The sequence below is a fragment of the Streptomyces sp. NPDC057099 genome (genome assembly GCF_042671245.1).
Taxonomy (GTDB): domain Bacteria; phylum Actinomycetota; class Actinomycetes; order Streptomycetales; family Streptomycetaceae; genus Streptomyces; species Streptomyces purpurascens.
Genome location: NZ_JBHUTX010000025.1, coordinates 91,053 through 107,558 on the forward strand (window position 1 = coordinate 91,053; position 16,506 = coordinate 107,558).

The 16,506-nt window shown below is 71.7% G+C and carries 12 protein-coding genes and 1 pseudogene; 8 read left to right on the forward strand and 5 right to left on the reverse strand.

Annotated elements, in window-relative coordinates:
• The first annotated feature begins 14 nt into the window (after window positions 1-14).
• Complete coding sequence (locus ACFT4A_RS26795; RefSeq protein WP_382834472.1) at window positions 15-1,997, forward strand: dynamin family protein; 1,983 nt, start codon at window positions 15-17, stop codon at window positions 1,995-1,997.
• Window positions 1,994-3,583: a dynamin family protein gene (locus ACFT4A_RS26800; protein WP_382834475.1), complete on the forward strand. Its 1,590-nt coding sequence runs from the start codon at window positions 1,994-1,996 to the stop codon at window positions 3,581-3,583. Before ACFT4A_RS26795 ends, ACFT4A_RS26800 begins: the two co-directional genes overlap by 4 nt.
• A gap of 32 nt (window positions 3,584-3,615) precedes the next feature.
• Here ACFT4A_RS26800 and ACFT4A_RS26805 read toward each other — a convergent pair whose 3' ends face one another.
• Both ACFT4A_RS26805 and ACFT4A_RS26810 read right to left on the reverse strand, forming a co-directional pair.
• A complete protein-coding gene (locus tag ACFT4A_RS26805; RefSeq protein ID WP_382834478.1) occupies window positions 3,616-5,016 on the reverse strand; it encodes an Hsp70 family protein in 1,401 nt (466 codons plus the stop codon).
• Complete coding sequence (locus ACFT4A_RS26810; RefSeq protein ID WP_382834481.1) at window positions 5,013-7,256, reverse strand: Hsp70 family protein; 2,244 nt, start codon at window positions 7,254-7,256, stop codon at window positions 5,013-5,015. The genes ACFT4A_RS26805 and ACFT4A_RS26810 overlap by 4 nt, the downstream gene beginning before the upstream one ends.
• Window positions 7,257-7,409: 153 nt before the next feature.
• On the opposite strand from ACFT4A_RS26810, the gene ACFT4A_RS26815 reads away from it, so the two are divergent.
• Both ACFT4A_RS26815 and ACFT4A_RS26820 read left to right on the forward strand, forming a co-directional pair.
• Window positions 7,410-8,108: a Crp/Fnr family transcriptional regulator gene (locus ACFT4A_RS26815; protein ID WP_382834484.1), complete on the forward strand. Its 699-nt coding sequence runs from the start codon at window positions 7,410-7,412 to the stop codon at window positions 8,106-8,108.
• A 44-nt stretch (window positions 8,109-8,152) separates the two neighbouring features.
• Window positions 8,153-9,127 carry a hypothetical protein gene (locus tag ACFT4A_RS26820; protein WP_382834486.1) on the forward strand — a complete coding sequence of 325 codons (975 nt, stop codon included), beginning with the start codon at window positions 8,153-8,155 and terminating at the stop codon, window positions 9,125-9,127.
• 549 nt (window positions 9,128-9,676) lie between these two features.
• Here ACFT4A_RS26820 and ACFT4A_RS26825 read toward each other — a convergent pair.
• Window positions 9,677-9,838, reverse strand: coding sequence for a hypothetical protein (locus ACFT4A_RS26825; RefSeq protein WP_382834489.1), 162 nt, complete (start codon window positions 9,836-9,838; stop codon window positions 9,677-9,679).
• Window positions 9,839-10,270: 432 nt separating this feature from the next.
• Here ACFT4A_RS26825 and ACFT4A_RS26830 point away from each other — a divergent pair, with 432 nt between their 5' ends.
• Both ACFT4A_RS26830 and ACFT4A_RS26835 read left to right on the forward strand, forming a co-directional pair.
• Window positions 10,271-11,209, forward strand: a complete 939-nt coding sequence (locus ACFT4A_RS26830; RefSeq protein WP_382834491.1) for a TauD/TfdA dioxygenase family protein — start codon at window positions 10,271-10,273, stop codon at window positions 11,207-11,209.
• A 265-nt stretch (window positions 11,210-11,474) separates the two neighbouring features.
• Window positions 11,475-12,992: a catalase gene (locus ACFT4A_RS26835; protein ID WP_382834493.1), complete on the forward strand. Its 1,518-nt coding sequence runs from the start codon at window positions 11,475-11,477 to the stop codon at window positions 12,990-12,992.
• Window positions 12,993-13,049: 57 nt separating this feature from the next.
• Here ACFT4A_RS26835 and ACFT4A_RS26840 read toward each other — a convergent pair whose 3' ends face one another.
• Complete coding sequence (locus ACFT4A_RS26840; protein ID WP_382834496.1) at window positions 13,050-14,297, reverse strand: aromatic acid exporter family protein; 1,248 nt, start codon at window positions 14,295-14,297, stop codon at window positions 13,050-13,052.
• A gap of 125 nt (window positions 14,298-14,422) precedes the next feature.
• Window positions 14,423-15,352, reverse strand: a complete 930-nt coding sequence (locus ACFT4A_RS26845; protein WP_382834499.1) for an alpha/beta fold hydrolase — start codon at window positions 15,350-15,352, stop codon at window positions 14,423-14,425.
• Between the two features lie 76 nt (window positions 15,353-15,428).
• On the opposite strand from ACFT4A_RS26845, the gene ACFT4A_RS26850 reads away from it, so the two are divergent.
• On the forward strand, window positions 15,429-16,118 hold the full coding sequence (locus tag ACFT4A_RS26850; protein WP_382834502.1) for a TetR/AcrR family transcriptional regulator: 690 nt from the start codon (window positions 15,429-15,431) through the stop codon (window positions 16,116-16,118).
• A 167-nt stretch (window positions 16,119-16,285) separates the two neighbouring features.
• Window positions 16,286-16,506 (forward strand): annotated as a pseudogene (locus ACFT4A_RS26855) (DNA-directed RNA polymerase subunit alpha); the annotation flags it as partial.

The following is a 16,506-nucleotide window of genomic DNA, read 5'->3' on the forward strand; positions in this document are numbered from 1 at the left end:
AGGAGAGGACGGATATGGCCGACTACGAGTCCATCCGCGACGAGATCCTGGCCGTCTTCGACACCATCGTCGAGGTGGCCCGGGGTCGGGCCGCCGAGCAGACGGCGGACCGGCTGTACGGGGCGCAGGAACGGCTGCGCACCGGCGAGCTCACCGTGGTGGTGTGCGGCGAGTTCAAACGCGGCAAGTCCAGCCTGCTCAACGCCCTGCTGGACCGCCCCAACATCCTCCCCGTCGACCACTACTTCGCGACCTGCATCGCCGCCACGATCCGCCGCGGGGAGACCGAGGCCGCCGATGTCACCCTGAAGGCGCCGGACGGCTCGCTCGTCGTACAGCCCATCAGGATCGACCAGATCGGCGAGTACGCGGCCGAGAGCGGCAGCCGGAAGGACGAGGCCGTCCTCCTCGACCTGAGGCTGGACTCGCACCGCCTCAAGTCCGGTCTGGTACTGGTGGACACCCCCGGGGTCGGGGGCGTCTACCACGAGCACACGCTGGTGACGCAGCAGCAACTGCCCACCGCCGACGCGATCCTCTTCGTCGTCTCGGCCGAGGAACCGCTCACCGAGAGCGAGACGGTCTTCCTGCGCGAGGCGGCGCACGCCGTGAAGGCGGCCGACCACCCGGACGCGATGTTCTACGTGCTCACGAAGTCGGACCGGAGGCCGGACATCGAAACCGATCTGGCCGCCAACCGCAAGAAGATCGCCGCGATCACGGGCAGGTCCCCGGACGACGTGCTGATCGTGCCGGTCTCCAGCACACTCAAGCAGCAGTATCTGGCCGGGATCGGCGGCGACGACCCCGAGCTGCGCGCGGAGCTGCTCCACAACTCCGGTTTCCCCCAGCTCGAGGAGGTCCTCTGGGCGCGGCTGGCCCGCCACCGCGCCCGGGTCCTGCTCGGCGGCGCGCTGGGCGAGGCCGACGCGGCCGTCCGTACGCTGCTGGATCCGCTGCTGGCGGAGGAGAGCGCGCTGCGCGACACCAGCAGGGTCCGGCTGGACGAACTCAACCGGGAGACGGAGCGGGAGTCGGCGCGGCTGGCGGAGCTGTCCTCCGGAGCGGCTCCCTGGCGCAAGCGCCTGGAGGACGAACTGGACGTGCTGCGCGCCAAGGTGAGCGAGCGCACGGCGCGCGAGTTCGACCGGGTGTGGAGCCGGGCGGAGACGGAGTACCTGTCGGTGCGCATGCATCTGGAGCAGCCCGACCTGCTGGCCCTGCGGGTCAACGGCGACCTGGGCATGGCCCGTACGACGGTCTCCGAGTGGGCGGCGCGGCGGGCCGCGGAGCTTCAGCGGGGGCTGGCCCGGGACATCGGTCTGGAGCTGGGCGGCAGTGAACTCGGTGAGATGCCGGCGCCGCCCGTGGTGGACCTCGCCGCGTTCGGGCGGCTGCACCGGCCCACCGAGCGTGTGGAGCACGTGATCCCGGCCACCTACCGCAAGGAGACCAGGACCCGGGAGAAGAAGCGGGCCTCCGGCCCTCCGCCGTCCGGCTTCTGGAACAAGGTCAAGCACGGCTGGAACCGGACCAAGGACTTCTTCTCCCCGGTGTACGAGACCTACGAGAAGAAGGTGCTCGACACCCCGGAAGAGCGTTGGTACGAGACGGTCGAACGGGAGATCCCGGAGCACGTCATCGAGCAGCGGCGCCGTGAGCTCGCCGACTCCGTCCAGCGGGCCCGGCGCGACCAGGCGCCCCGGATCGAGCAGGCCGCGCAGGAGGCGATCGGCGAGTTCTCCAGGGACATCACAGCCGAGTTGGACAGCCGGATCGCCCGCGAACAGGAACGCACCGCCGACACCCTGAAGCGGCTGAAGCAGAGCGCCCGGCGCACCGCGGAGGAGGCGACCCGACGGCTGGGCGAACTCGGCACCGAACAGCGGCCGCTCAAGGACGGGCGCGAGCGGATCGCCGTCCTGGTGCGCGCGGTCAACCGGCTCGCCGACGGGCGGCCCGGCTCCGGACCCGACGCGGAGGGCGAAGCGGCATGAGCGACGGCCTGGCCGACCGGGTGAAGGCGGCCTTCGACTCCGCACTCCGGCTGATGGCCCGTGGCGGCGGCTCGGCGGAGGTGCTGCGGGCCGCGTTCGAGGCGGAACGGGAGCGCGCCGGGAAGAAGATGAGTGTCGCCGTGGTCGGCCGTATCAGCACCGGCAAGTCCACGCTGGTCAACGCGCTGATCGGCGAGGAACGGGTGGCCACCGGTTCGCAGGAGCTGACCTTCAACGTCAACCGGCTGCGGTACTCCGATACGCCCCGGCTGCTGGTCCGCTACAAGGACGGCCGCCCCTCGGTCCCGTACACGCCCGACCGGCTGGAGGAGCTGACGGCGCGCCGGGAGGACCATCTGGAGGAGCTGCGGGGCATAGCGGAGGTCGTGGTCGAGATCCCGGCCCCCTATCTGGAGGACTTCGAGCTCATCGACACCCCTGGGCTGGACTGCGTCTTCGGTGAGGACTCGCTCAACACCCTGGAGTTCCTGCGGCTGCGGCCGGAGGACGTGATGGACGCCAGCCTCCGCCACGCCTCGGCCGCGGACGCCCTGATCCTGGTCCTCCCGGTGCGTGGTCCCTCCCGGACCGACGCCGATGTCGTCGCGCAGTTCCTCGGCCCCGACTTCGCCACCTCGACGCCCCTGACGACCCTGGGAGTGCTCACCAAGTGTGAGTACCTGTGGGAGGAGGGCGGCCCGCATCCGCTGGTGCTGGGCCGCCGCCAGGCGGACCGCATCATGAAGGACGCACCCGGCATGCGGAGGCGGCTCTTCGATCTGACGCCGGTGTGCGGGCTGCTCGGCCAGGCGGCCGCCACTCTCGACGAGGAGACCGTCGCCGCCTTCGACACACTCGCGCAGGCCCCCGCGGCGACCCTGTCGTTCCGGCTGGCGGACGCCAAGATGTTCGTGAACGCCGGGGACGGTTTCCCGCTCGACGCGGCGCGGCGCCGGGTCCTGTGGAACCGCTTCGGGCCGTACGGCATCCACACCGTCTGCGGGCTGCTGCGGGACGGCGTACGGGATCCCGCGAAGCTGCGCACGACCCTGCTGGACGACAGCGGGCTCACCGGCCTGCGGAGCAGACTGACCGACCACTTCGGCCACCGCTCCACGCTGCTGAAACTCGACGGATCGCTGGAACGCATCCGGCGGATGCCCAAGGACCTTGCGGCCGGCGCCGGGCCCCGTGAGCGGTCGCTGCTGGATTCGGCCATCGGCGGCTTCGAGGCTCTGGCCCTGAACGAGCCGGGCTTCGCGGAGCTGCGGACCCTGCGTGAGCTGTACACCGGGCGGCTGCGGCTGGGCCCCGAGGAGAGCGAGGAACTACGGCGTGCCCTGGGCGAGTTCGGCCGCGGCCCGGCCGCCCGGCTGGGACTGCCCGAGAACGCCGGCGTCGACGCGCTGCGTGCGGAAGCGCGGCGTCGGCACTCCGTCTGGCTGGTGCGCTGGCAGTCCGGAACGCTGTACGGCGCGACCCGTGAGGCGGCGCGGACGGTGGTACGCGGCTACGAGCATCTGCTGCACGAGTTGGACGGGCCGGACGCACACGGGCGGTCCCAGCCGGGCGGCCGGGCAGTCTGACGCGGGAGGCCGTTCCCGTACTCGCCGTCCGCTCAGCCGTCGTCGCCGCGGACCACGGTCAACAGCCACTCCCCGTCCCGCACACGGTCGCCGGGGCGGGCATGGTGGTCCCGTACCCGCCCCGCCGACGGAGCCGACAGATGGAGGAGCGAGCCGTCCTCGGCCCGCACCCGGCCGAGCACGGCGCCCGCTTCGTACCGGGCGCCCGGCGCCACGTACCAGTCGACGAGGGTCGAGGCGCCCGGGGGCAGGGGCCAGCACAGCGGGGTGCGTCCGGGAACAGGGCCGGTCGCCGTGACAGTGCGCACCGTCCTGGCCCTTCCCCAGGCGGCGGCCCCTTCCGCGACGGCGGTGCGCGGGTCCTCGGCCCGGTACACGGGCAGTCCGAGCGCTTCCTCCACATGGGCCGTCAGCCCGGGCAGCCGACTCGATCCGCCCACGACGACCACGGCGTCGGCCTTCGGCGGGCGCCCGGAGGAGTCCAGGAGCGCGGTCTCGGCGAGCAGCCGTGCGCAGCACCGGGTCGTGAGTTCGTAGAGCGGCCTGGCGAGTTCGAGGACGCGGTCCCGGTGCAGGGTGAAGGTGCGCTCGGCCGGCGTGAACACATCGGACGGGGTGCTCTCGGCGGCGAGCCGGTGCTTGAGCTGCCGGGCGAGGTCGAGCAGTTCGATGCGGTGACGCAGAGCGCGGACGGTCGGCTCGCCGTCGGGCGGCGGGAGGAGTTCGTCCAGCTCCGGACCGCCCTGCGCCCGCAGTTCGGCGAGGACGATGCCGTCGACGTCCCGTCCCCCGCATTCCACACCTCCGTGGGCGAGGACCGTGTGCTCCCCGTCGTCGCCGTCCTCGCCCTTTCCGGCCGCCAGGCGCACCAGCGCCGTGTCGAAGGTGCCTCCCCCGAAGTCGTGCACCAGGACGGTGGTGCCCGGTGGCAGGGGGCCGCCTGCGAGAGGGGCGAGGGCCGCGGCGACCGGTTCGGGGCACAGCTCCACACCGGGCAGACCGGCCGACCGGGCGGCGCCGAGCAGTTCGTCGCGCCGCGGGTCGGCGGGGCCGTACGCGGCGGGAACGGTGAGCACGGTTCGGCTGACGGGACCGCCGCCCACCCGTTCGGCCTCGGCCCGTACGGCCTGGAGGAGGAGGGAGACGAGGAGTTCGGGCCGGTGTTCGCGTCCCGCCAGGTCCACGGGCGTGCCCCGGCCCAGGGTGCACTTGATCTCGTCCCGGTACGCGGCGGGAGCGAGCCTGCGGCGCCGCTCGGCCGCGGTACCGATGTACGGCATGTTGCCGTCGAACAGCACGGCGGACGGCCAGCACCATCCGTCGCCGACGGGCTCGCGCAGCCGGTGCACGGTGCCGCCCCTGACGAGCGCGGCGCAGGTGCTGGTGGTGCCGAAGTCGACGGCGAGGACGGATTCCGTGGTCGTACCGCTCATGGGGCTGTCTCCTGCCGCTCGTCGCTGCGGAAGACGCTGTCGGCCACGGGCGGGGCGGCGGTCCGGGTCAGCGTCCAGATGACGGTCGTGCCGTCCGTGAGTCCGGCGGCCAGTCGGCTGCCGTCGGGAGCGAAGGCGAGGCAGAGCGCGTCGCCCCGCACCGGGAGGGTGCGCAGGAGCCGGCCGTCCTCGAGGCTCCACATCGCCACCCCCGCTCCCGGAGTGCAGGTGGCGAGCAGGCCCGCGGTGGACGAGCAGGTGAAGAAGGTGACGCCGCGTGCCGGAATCTTCAGGACGCTGTCCGGGCGGTGCCCCGCGACGAACAGGGCGGCCGGCGTGGCGACGACGGTGGGACGGGCGTGCTCGCCGAAGAGGTCGTCGTACGCGTCCGCCAGTTTGGCGAAGTCGTCCTGATCGTCGAACTCCTCGAACTTCCGCCAGAAGGAGGGACTGCTCAGTGCGGCGATCTCGTCGTCCAGCAAGGCCAGCACGGGGGGTATGCCGTCCGGCAGGCTGCCGGACTCCTCCGGCTCGGCCTCCTCCCAGGTGTCCGTGAACCACACCGCGTCGAAGTCGATGTCGTCCGGCTCCACCGCGACCAGCAGTCCGCCGTCATCGGTGAAGACGAGGTCGCCGCCCTCGCTGAGTGACTCCTCCACGAACACGGGCGTCTCCCGCTCGTGGTCGAGCACCACCAGCCCACCGGCCAGGTCCCTGGCGGCGGCCAGCGGTCGTGTGGGAGAGAAGGTGACGGCGGTGACGTCGTCGTCGAGTTCCGCGGACGCACGCTCGCCGCCGGTCCCCAGGTCCCAGACGCTCACCGAGCGGTCCGCGCCGCCCGTGCCGAGGAAACGACCGTCCGGGCTGAAGGCGACGGCGGTCACGGCGTCCGCGTGTGTCCGCCAGACCGCCCGTCCCCTCGGAGCGGGCATACCCGTCCCGGCCGCCGACCGGTCCGCGCTCACGGTGAGCAGCCAGTCTCCGGTGAACACCTCGTCGTCCACGGCGGCATGCCAGGCGGTGATCCGTCCGCCGGCATCCGCCACCAGCTGGTGCAGGGAACCGTCCGGCACCCGGACGCGGGCCAGCAGATCACCCTCCGCGAACGCGGTCCCCGCCTCGATCCGCCGTTCGACGAGAACGCCGCGGCCTCCGGGCAGATCCCAGGTGAGCGGCACCGCTCCCGCGGCGGGTCGGCGAGGGCGGGCGGTGCGGCGCGCGCTGTACACGGCCCGGACACAGGCTCCCCGCACGACCGCGTGCGTGGGCCGCTCCACGGCCCGTATCGGGATGCCGAGCCGGTGGGTGAGATGGCCCGGCACCACCGGGCCGGCCCCGCCGCCGCCCACCGGGAGCACCGCGGCGACCCCGCCCGGCGCCACGCGTGCGATGGCCATGACCTCCTCGCAGCAGGCCACGGCCCGGTCGAGGAACGGTGCCGCGATCTCGGCGAAGCGGGCGGCGCCCGCCGCTTTCAGCAGACGGTCCCCGTGCTCCCGTCCCCCGTCCGCGTTGCCGTTCCGCGGATGGCCCCACGGTCCCGCGGTCGCAGCGCCCGCGAAGCCCGGGGCGCCGTCGGCGCGGAGCGTGGCCGAGACCGCGCCCTCGATGTCCCGCATCCCGCAGCCGTCCAGCGTGAGATGACCGAGCACCTCGTGATCGGCCCGGCCGGGGCCGTGCACCCGGACGAGTGCCGCCGTGAAAGTCGAGCCGCCCAGGTCGTGGACGAGCACCAGATCGCCGTTCCGCAGCCCTCCCCCGTCCCCGAGGGCGAGGACCGCGGCGACCGGTTCGGCCAGCAACTCGACCGTCGTGAGCCCCGCCCGCCGGGCTGCGGAGAGCATCCCCGCGCGACGCGGATCCACCGCGCCGATTCCCGCCGGGACGGTCAGCAGGGCCGTGGTCACGGGCCGGTCCGCGATGGCTTCCGCCTGGTCCCGCAAGACCCGCAGGAGCGCCCCCACCAGCTCGTCCGGCAACCAGGACCGGTCCCCCGCCCGGATCCGGGCCCGGCGGCCGAGGTCACCGGGCAGCTCCCCGCGGAGCGCTTCCGGCCGCTCGCGCCCCCGTTCCACGGCGGCCCGTCCGACGAGGAGGCCGGTCCCGTCCGCGAACACCGCGGTGGGCCAGTCCGCCGCGCTGCCGACGGGGTCGCGGAGCATCCGTATCCGGGTGCCGATGAGGAGTGCGGCCCGAGTGGCGGTCGCCCCCATGTCCACGCACAGCACCGGTTCCTCCACCGCCGCACCCCCACCCGTGTCAGCCGGCCCAGTGGCCGCACCCCGGTCCTCGGTCTTCATGGATCCGGGCCGGACGCCTTTTGTTCCCGCCGGAAGGGTCAGTTGTGCTCACGGTCTTGCACGAATCCCGCCCGACGGGCTGAACTTGGGCATATGAGTCAGCCCGAGTGGCCCGCCGGTCGGCGAGGTGCGGGTGCCCTGCTGCCCCGGCTGCCCGCCGCCGCCGTCGCGGAACTGCGGGGCATCGGACGCCGGGTGACGTATCGTCCGGGCGCCGTCCTGCTCACCGAGGGGGAACGGTCGCGGCACGCGCTGCTGCTGTGGGCGGGCTGGGTCAAGGTCGTGGCCGCCCGGGGCCGCCCGCAGCCGACGCTGCTCGCCCTGCGGGGTCCGGGAGACATGGTGGGAGAGCTGGGGGCGCTGGACGGCCGTCCGCGCACCGCGTCGGTGCTGGCCGTGTCGCCGGTGACCGCCCTGCTGGTGGCGGAGAGCGATCTGCACGGCTGGCTCCGCCGGGCCCCGGAAGCCGGCTTGGTGCTGCACCAGTACATGAGCTCCAAACTGCGCGAGGCGACGCATTTCCGGTTGCGGGCGACGGACCCCGTGGAGATGCGGACGGCCGGGCTGCTGCGTTCGCTGTCCGGCTCGTACGGCAGCGAGGAGGCGGGCGGCACACTCATCACCGCGCCGCTCACCCAGCAGGAGATCGCCGCCCTGGTCGGCGCGTCCCGTGCCCAGGTGCAGCGCGCGCTCGCCGCCCTGCGCGGCGCGGGGGCCATCAGCACCGGGTACCGGAGCATCGTGATCCTGGACGGGGACGGTTTGGCCCGTCTTGCGGGGGAGGCCGGATGAACGCGGGGACGGCACGGCCGGGAGGCGTCAGACGGCTGGCATTCGTGGTGGACACCGCTGACTCCGGGGCCCGCACGGTGCCCCGTCAGGCAGCCGCCCAGGAGCGGCTGTTGCTCGCCTTGGAGGAAGCATGCGCGGCGGCCGGGATCGACCGGGGCACCTGTGACCGGCAGGACCGTGGAGACGGCGAGTTGCTGATCCTGCCGCCCGGGGTCGTGGAGACGACGGTCGTGCCGGAACTCCTGCGGGTCCTGACGGTGTCGCTGCGGCGCGACAACCTGGGCCGTACGGAACCCGAGCGGCTGCGGGTACGGACCGCGGCCGCGGTCGGCATCGTGCACCGTTCGGCGTTGGGCTTCGCGGGCGACGGCGTCGTCGAGGCGTGTCGGCTGGTCGATGCGGGCGCGCTGAAGGAAGCCTTCCGCGCGGCACCTTGGGCGGAGGTGAGTTTCGCGGTCGGCGAGGAGCTCTACCGGGATCTGGTACGGCACGGCTACGACGGCCTGCCGCCGGACAGCTTTCGGCCGCTGACGCCGGTCGTGGACGGTCGCCCCTTCCGCGCCTGGCTGAGTCTGTTCGGGCCCGGCGGGGAGCTGTCCCCCGGTCCCGACCGGCCCGCCGCCCACAACCGGCAGCCCGGCAGCACCTCGGTGGAGGTCTCCGCGTCGCGGACCGCGGGCAGCTGGATCGAACCACGGTTCGATCTCGGGGCGCCGTTCACCACCGCGGCCCTCTGGGGGCTGGAGCACCGTGGCGGTCAAGGCGGGGGCACCGAGGGACACCAGCACCACGAGGACGACGGCCGGACGCCGGGCGGGCCGACGGCCTCCGGCTCGTCCGGACACCGAGCCGCCCAGCAGTCGCGTCACGGGCACATGGTCGATCCGGAGGATCTGTCCGAGCAGCAGGACGCGTTCCACGGCTCCGACCTCGACACGGGCGAGGACAACGGGTCCACCACAGCGGACAGTTGGGAAGGCGGAGATTCCTCCCTCCCCGATGACGAGGGCTGGCCCTGAGCCGTCAGCTGTCCCAGCAGCGCGGATCCGCCGAGAAGCAGTTCGCAGCGCACCGCGGACTCGGGAATGCTCAGCGCCGTGGCCGTCTCCTGGCACGTGAGCCCGATCCGGTATCGCAGCACGATCACGGCGCGCGTCTCGGCGTGCAGGACGATCAGCGGAGGACCGCCCGGCAGGCTTGAACCCAGCTCTGGAGTCCGCACCGGGCCGGCCGGGCGAGCCCGTCGCATGGCAGCCGACGCGACCGCTCCGAACAACCGGATCCGGTCGGCCGTCACATCACCCGCGCAAGCGGCCCTCAGCCCGTCCCACAGCGCGTCTCGTACGTCGCCCGCACCGCCGCACGTGATGAGCGCGGCCAAAGCGACAAGCTCCCCGCGCTCGCAGTCGATCAGTCGTGCGGCTTCCCTCTCGTCGATGCGCATGGCTCTCCTGTCTGTCCCACGGGCGGAACCGGCTCTGCCCAGGACGGTAGGGCGAGGCCGTTCGCCCCCGCACGGGCAAATGCCTCGCATGAGCCTGTGGCGCGCGGAGAGCCGATGCGGAGCCTCAGCCCTCGTCGAGGGGCTGAGGGCAGGGGTCCGGTGCGAGGGCGTTGTGGTCGTGGAGGTAGTCGTCCATGGACAGATAGCCCTGGTGATCGGCGGCCTCGATCACATCGTCGGAGGTGTACTCCCCGTCGTCCCAGGTATCGATCGTCGGTTCCGTCATGTCGTCACGCCTCTCATGGCTGGTGAGATCGCCGGCGGTGCACCGATGTCCGTGCGGCAATTCGTTGGACTCCGGGAGGCGGGCCGATGTTCCCGGGAACCACAAGCCGGGGCCCGGCAGCATTGACAGCGGGGAGGAGAAGATCACAGACTCCTCCCATGACCACCTCCTGGTTCGACTCGACACCGGCGCATCTCTGTTGCCCGGATCGAACCGGGTGTGAGCGCTCCGGCCGATGACCGGCCGCCGCTGAGCCCTCTGCTCGCCGCACACCCCGAGCGCGTCGGCGCTCTTCGCCGCGAACGGCACTGAGCGTCTTTCGACCCCGAGTTGCAGGACGCGTACCGCCGCCTGCCGACAGCCCACGCATCCCCTGATCAGGTCCGTGTCCACGCCTTTCCTGATCGGGACCGGCCTGAAGGAGACATCTCCATGACCGCCACGGCCGCCGGACCGGCAGCCATTCTTCGCGAAGCACGCATCCCGGGCGACGGGATCTACGAGGGCACGCGCATCCTGCGCCGGCTGCCCGACGGGTGGGAGGAGCGGCCCTACGAACTGTTCGATGTCGCCCCGCAGGCCAGCACGATCGGCGCCGAGATCAGTGGCGTCGACCTCTCGCGCCCGCTCACACCCCCCGTGCGCGACGAGCTGAACCGCGCGCTGCTGGAGTGGAAGGTCCTCTTCTTCCGCTCCCAGCACCTCACCAGCGACCAGCAGCGGTCCTTCGCCCTCAACTGGGGCGAGCTGGAGACCAATCCGCTGCTGGCCGTCGGTGCGAGCGAGGACGTGGTCCGGTTCGACAGGAGCGGCGCCACCACCCCGACCTTCGAGAACGTCTGGCACACCGACGTCACCTTCCGTGAGCGCCCCGCACTCGGTGCCGTGCTGCAACTGCGCGAGGTGCCGCCGTTCGGCGGCGACACGATGTGGGCGGACATGGCCGCCGCCTACGACAACCTCCCCCAGGAGGTGAAGGACCGCGTCGACGACGCCCGTGCCGTGCACGACTTCATCCCCGGCTTCGCCCGCTTCTACGCCCCCGACCGGCTCGCCCCCTTCCAGGACCTGTTCCCGCCCGTGGAGCACCCCGTCGTGCGCACGCATCCCGAGACCGGGCGGCGCATGCTGTTCGTCAACACCTCGTTCACCACTCGCATCACCGGCATGGACCGCGACGAGAGCGACCGGCTGCTGCGACTGCTGTTCCAGCAGGCGCACGTCCCGGAGTACCAGGTGCGGTTCCGCTGGCAGCCCGGCGACATCGCGTTCTGGGACAACCGCGCCACCCAGCACTACGCCGTCAACGACTACGGCTCCCGGCGCCGCGTCGCGGAACGCGTCGCCATCGCCGGCGACCGTCCCCACTGACCTGACCGCCGGACGGCCGGGATCCGCATCCATCCGGGCGAAGAAGTACCCGCGAGAGAGGGCGTCTTCGGCCTCGTCGGCCAAGCCGATCGGTACCCGCACCACATGTTGGCGCCGACGTGGCTCCGGAAGATCCACACATTGGTCGCGAAAGCGATGTTTGTGGCGGCCCATGAAGGTCACCTGGCCTGAACGGGACCGGCGGGCTCCGGGCGCGGGCAGCGTGCCCGGTACACCGCTGCTCCGTACGACGAAAGGCAGACTGATGACGGAGACCCCACCTGTCACCACGACCGATTCCGGCGCCCCGGTCGAGAGCGACGAGCATTCGCTCACCGTGGGACCGGCCGGTCCGATCCTGCTGCAGGACGCCTATCTGATCGAGCAGATGGCGCAGTTCAACCGGGAGCGGATCCCCGAGCGGCAGCCGCACGCCAAGGGAAGCGGCGCCTTCGGTCACTTCGAGGTGACCCACGACGTGAGCGCCTACACGAAGGCGGCCGTCTTCCAGCCGGGAACACGCACCGACCTGGTCACCCGCTTCTCGACCGTCGCGGGTGAGCGCGGCAGCCCGGACACCTGGCGCGACCCGCGCGGCTTCGCGGTGAAGTTCTACACCAGCGAAGGCAACTACGACATGGTCGGCAACAACACGCCGGTGTTCTTCGTGAAGGACCCGATGAAGTTCCAGCACTTCATCCGCTCCCAGAAGCGCCGCGCCGACAACAACCTGCGCGACCACGACATGCAGTGGGACTTCTGGACGCTCTCCCCCGAGTCCGCCCACCAGGTCACCTGGCTGATGGGCGACCGCGGCATCCCGCGGACCTGGCGCCACATGAACGGCTACACCTCCCACACCTACATGTGGATCAACGCCGCCGGCGAGCGGTTCTGGGTGAAGTACCACTTCAAGACCGACCAGGGCATCGAGTTCTTCACCCAGCACGAGGCCGACCAGATGGCGGCGGCCGACACGGACTACCACACGCGCGACCTCTTCGAACACATCCGCGACGGCGACTTCCCGAGCTGGACCCTGCACGTGCAGGTGATGCCGTACGAGGAGGCCGCGAGCTACCGCTTCAACCCCTTCGACCTCACCAAGGTGTGGCCGCACGGCGACTATCCGCTGATCCCGGTCGGCCGTATGACGCTCGACCGCAACCCGACCGACAACCACGCCGAGATCGAGCAGGCGGCCTTCCAGCCCAACAATCTCGTCCCCGGCATCGGCCCCAGCCCGGACCGGATGCTGCTGGCGCGGCTGTTCTCCTACGCGGACGCGCACCGCCACCGGATCGGCGGCAACTACCAGCAGCTCCCGGTGAACGCCCCCGTCGCGGACGTCCACACCTACTCCAAAGACGGCGCGATGGCGTACCGGAAGACCACCGACCCGGTGTACGCCCCCAACTCGAAGGGCGGTCCCGCGGCCGACCCCGCACGCCACTCCCCGCCCAGTTGGGAGGCGGACGGCGCCATCACCCGCGCGGCCTACGTCAGCCACCCCGAGGACGACGACTGGTGCCAGCCCCGCACCATGGTGCGCGAGGTCCTGGACGACGCGGCGCGCGACCGTCTCGTCGACAACGTGGTCGGCCATCTCCTCAACGGCGTCTCGGAACCCGTCCTCCAACGGGCCTTCGAGTACTGGTCGAACATCGAGAAGACGATCGGCGACCGCATCGCCCAGGGCGTGCGCGCCATGGCGGACGAGAAGGACCCGAAGGCCTCCGAGCAGGGCAATCCCGCACGGCGCGACATGCAGCGCAAGGCCTGACACATCGGGTCCCCCTGGTGGGCTTCCGTCTCCCGGCGCCGCCGACGCGGAAGCCCACTAGCAGTGCCCGCTTCCCGCTGTGGAAGCGGTGGGTGTGGCCTGGGCTTCGTCGGCGCCGTGCTTGAGGACGTCGCAGGTGTGCTGGAACTCGTCCGTCAGCCGGGTGGCCTCGGCCATGAGGATGCCGTACGGCTGGGCGGGGTCGCTGAGCGGGAGGGAGCCGGCGCGTGCTTCCTCCTCCAGCCGGTCGCGGCACTGCTGAGCCCGCGCGGCGGCTTCACACAGCTGGTCGGCCTGGTCCTGCAGACGGTCTTCGTCGACCTCGCTGAGCAACTCGGCGATATGGGCGAGGGAGGCCAGGAAGTCGCCGTAGGAGCGGGCGAAGTCGCCGTCCCCCTGCCTGTCGTCGGCGGCGTGCCACTGGTCGAGGCTGCGGGTCATGGAGGCCAGCTGGTGGGAGACGCGCTCCAAGGCGTCGACGACGGCCTGGTAGCCGTCGAAGGACGTGCGGTGGCGATGACGGTGCCGCAGGCGTCGGGGGTTGTAGAGGGTGCTCTCCCAGGCGGTGTGGACCGAGGACTGGGCCTGTTGCACGATCGGTGCCAGGTGGGAGGCGCGCCGGCGCCAGTGCCGGGTGCGTTCTTCGTCCAGCTTCCCTTCGCGCAGCGCCGGGTACATGTCGCCGACCAGGTCGCTCAGCGAGTGGGCGAGGGTGTGGATGCCGTACTCGGCGCTGCGGTAGCGCAGGGGGGGCAGCAGCAGCGTGTTCACCACGACGCCGATGCCGCAGCCGATCAGCACGAGCACGATGATCTGCCCGAGCTGGGACCAGCGCTGTGCGTCGCTGGTGGCCGAGACGTAGGTGGAGAAGGCGAAGAACGCCGCGGTGGCGACCTGGGAGCCCTGGGAGCCCAGGGGCCGCCACCGTCCGATGGCCAGGGCCGCCAGTGTCACCAGCACGAACGTGAGCAGGTGAGGGCCGGCCAGCAGGCCCAGCACACCCTGCAGTCCCACGCCCACGGCGACCGCACCGACGTAGCGCAGGGCCTGCACCAGCGACTGGTAGACGGTGACCTGCATGATCAGCACCGCGGAGAACGGCGCGAACGCCGGCGACTGCGCGGCCATGACATCGCGCGCGATCACCCATGCGACGGCGGCCGCGAGGGTGCTCTTGCCGATGAGGGCCAGGGTGTGCCGCTCGTGCCCGTCCGAACCCGCCCGTCGGAACCACTGCCTCACCCGGGCCGGCCGGCCCTGGGCTGCCGCCCGTATGTGCTGCGCTCCTGCAGCGGCTTCGGCCATCTTCTCTCCCGTTCTCGTTCCGCCACGACTGCCGGGCCACGGGGTACCCCGCGCAGATCACCGCGAACGTGGCAGAGGGCATTCCCGCGCGAGCCGATCACGCTCTCCACGGGAAGCGCACGAGGTCAGGGCCTCAGCGGCGGGTGCCGCGCGGTCTCTGCCAGTCGGCGGACCTCGGTGGCGATCTCGTCCCACACGGGCTGAGGGAGATCGTGGCCCACACCGGGCAGGGCGACCAGGCGAGCGCCGGAAACGCGGGCCGCTGTCGCTCGGGCCGCGTTCATCTTGATCAGGGGGTCGCCGTCGCCGTGCAGTACCAGGGTGGGCTTGGTGATGGTGCTGATCGCGGGACCGTGCCACTGGGCGCCGATCTGGCGGCTTTGCGCCTGTGCGTCCTGGATGCCGGTGTCGGCGATCCGCTCGGCGGTCGCCCGTGCGGCCCGCTCGTCGAAGGGGTAGCCGGGCGAGGCGATCAGCCGGGCCAAGGCGACCCCGGCCTCGACCGCACCCTCCGGTGTGGCCGGAAACCTCATCCGGGACAGCTTCGCCAGCGTCCGCAAGCGCAGATACCGCAGGGCGGCCAGCCCCTTGACGTCACCCGGGACGGCCGACATCGAGGTGAGGCTGCGGACGCGTTCGGGGTGGCGGATCGCGATGCGCTGCACGATGGCGCCACCCAAGGACATTCCGAATAAATGGGCCGACTCCCATCCGAGGTCGTCCATCACAGCGATGGCGTCGTCGGTCATGTCCTCGGCGGTGTAGGCGTCACCGCGCTTACCGAACAGCGCGGCGAAGGGATTACGGGTGGAGGCGGGCGGCAGGTGGGTGGACTGGCCGGCGTCGCGCTGGTCGTAACGGGCCACTGCGAAACCCCGCTCGGCGAGCATGTGGGCCAGTCCGTCCGGAATCCACTGGCGCGCGGCGCCCAGTCCGACGACCAGCAGCAGGGGTTCCCCGTCGACGCTTGTGGCCAGTTGATCGTAGGCCAGCCGCACCTTGCCGTTCTCGGCCCAGCGGACGGGGGTCCAGGCCGGTGACGACGACGGATTCATGACGCCTCCTCATACTGCGATCAGTGTTCGCATTATTAGGATAGGGGGCGAGACAAGGCGAGGAACGGGAGGCCCCGTGGCCGAGGAGCCGGTGACCGTGTGGGAGCGGCCCGAACGTGGAGCCCGTGGCCCTGCACCCGAGCGCAGCCGCGCCCAGATCACCGCAGCCGCGGTCGAACTCGCCGACGCCGAGGGCCTGGCGGCGGTGTCCATGCGGCAGGTGGCCGCCAAGCTGGACACCGGACCGGCCTCCTTGTATCGCTACCTCGCCGACCGCAACGAGTTGTTGGACCTCATGACCGACGCCGTGGCCGGAGAAATCGACCTCACCACCCCGCTCACCGGCGACCCCGTCGAGGACCTGCTGGCCCTCGCCGTCCAGTCCAAAGAGGCCCACCTGCGCCACCCGTGGCTTCTCGACGTCCCCACCGAACCACTCCGGCTCGGCCCCAACGGCCTCGACCACCTCGAGCACGCCCTGCGCGCGCTGGCGCCCGCACCACTGTCCGAGCAGTCGAAGATGGAGACCATCGGCCTGCTGAACGCACTCGTGACCCAGTTCGCCCGAGCCGAACTGCATGTGCGCATTTCGCCCACGGACCGGCAAAAGGCCCAGGCCGCCTACCTGATCAAGGCCACCGCAACGGGACACCACCCACTCGCAGCGCGGGCATTGACCGGCCGAGCGGCCTCCGACTCCGCCTCCCGGCCCCGGTCCCAGTTCGCGCAGCTGCTCCACCGCGTGCTCGTCGGCCTGACCGGCTGAACCAGGCCAGCGCTGACCGGCCCGGATGCCCCCCGGCACCGGCCCCCTGCGCGTGCCACCAGAGGGCAACGGGCGGTTCGGTGTCTGCCGAGACCGTATCGCCCCGTACTCTTCGTGGTGACTATGGCGCCACATAGCGGGCGCGAAACCACTGGAGGCAACACCCCGTGCTGATTGCTCAGCGTCCATCCCTGGCCGAAGAGGTCGTCGACGAGTTCCGCTCCCGGTTCGTGATCGAGCCGCTGGAGCCGGGCTTCGGTTACACCCTCGGCAACTCCCTGCGTCGGACCCTTCTGTCGTCGATCCCGGGTGCGGCGGTCACGTCCATCCGTATCGACGGTGTCCTGCACGAGTTCACCACCGTGCCGGGCGTCAAGGAGGACGTCAC

Bases quoted from the DNA above. Each gene is read 5' to 3' on its own strand.
- ACFT4A_RS26845 (WP_382834499.1), bottom strand. From the start codon at position 15,352: ATGAATCCGTCGTCGTCACCGGCCTGGACCCCCGTCCGCTGGGCCGAG.
- ACFT4A_RS26835 (WP_382834493.1), top strand. From the start codon at position 11,475: ATGACGGAGACCCCACCTGTCACCACGACCGATTCCGGCGCCCCGGTC.
- ACFT4A_RS26815 (WP_382834484.1), top strand. From the start codon at position 7,410: ATGAGTCAGCCCGAGTGGCCCGCCGGTCGGCGAGGTGCGGGTGCCCTG.
- ACFT4A_RS26825 (WP_382834489.1), bottom strand. From the start codon at position 9,838: ATGACGGAACCGACGATCGATACCTGGGACGACGGGGAGTACACCTCC.
- ACFT4A_RS26805 (WP_382834478.1), bottom strand. From the start codon at position 5,016: ATGAGCGGTACGACCACGGAATCCGTCCTCGCCGTCGACTTCGGCACC.
- ACFT4A_RS26830 (WP_382834491.1), top strand. From the start codon at position 10,271: ATGACCGCCACGGCCGCCGGACCGGCAGCCATTCTTCGCGAAGCACGC.
- ACFT4A_RS26800 (WP_382834475.1), top strand. From the start codon at position 1,994: ATGAGCGACGGCCTGGCCGACCGGGTGAAGGCGGCCTTCGACTCCGCA.
- ACFT4A_RS26840 (WP_382834496.1), bottom strand. From the start codon at position 14,297: ATGGCCGAAGCCGCTGCAGGAGCGCAGCACATACGGGCGGCAGCCCAG.
- ACFT4A_RS26795 (WP_382834472.1), top strand. From the start codon at position 15: ATGGCCGACTACGAGTCCATCCGCGACGAGATCCTGGCCGTCTTCGAC.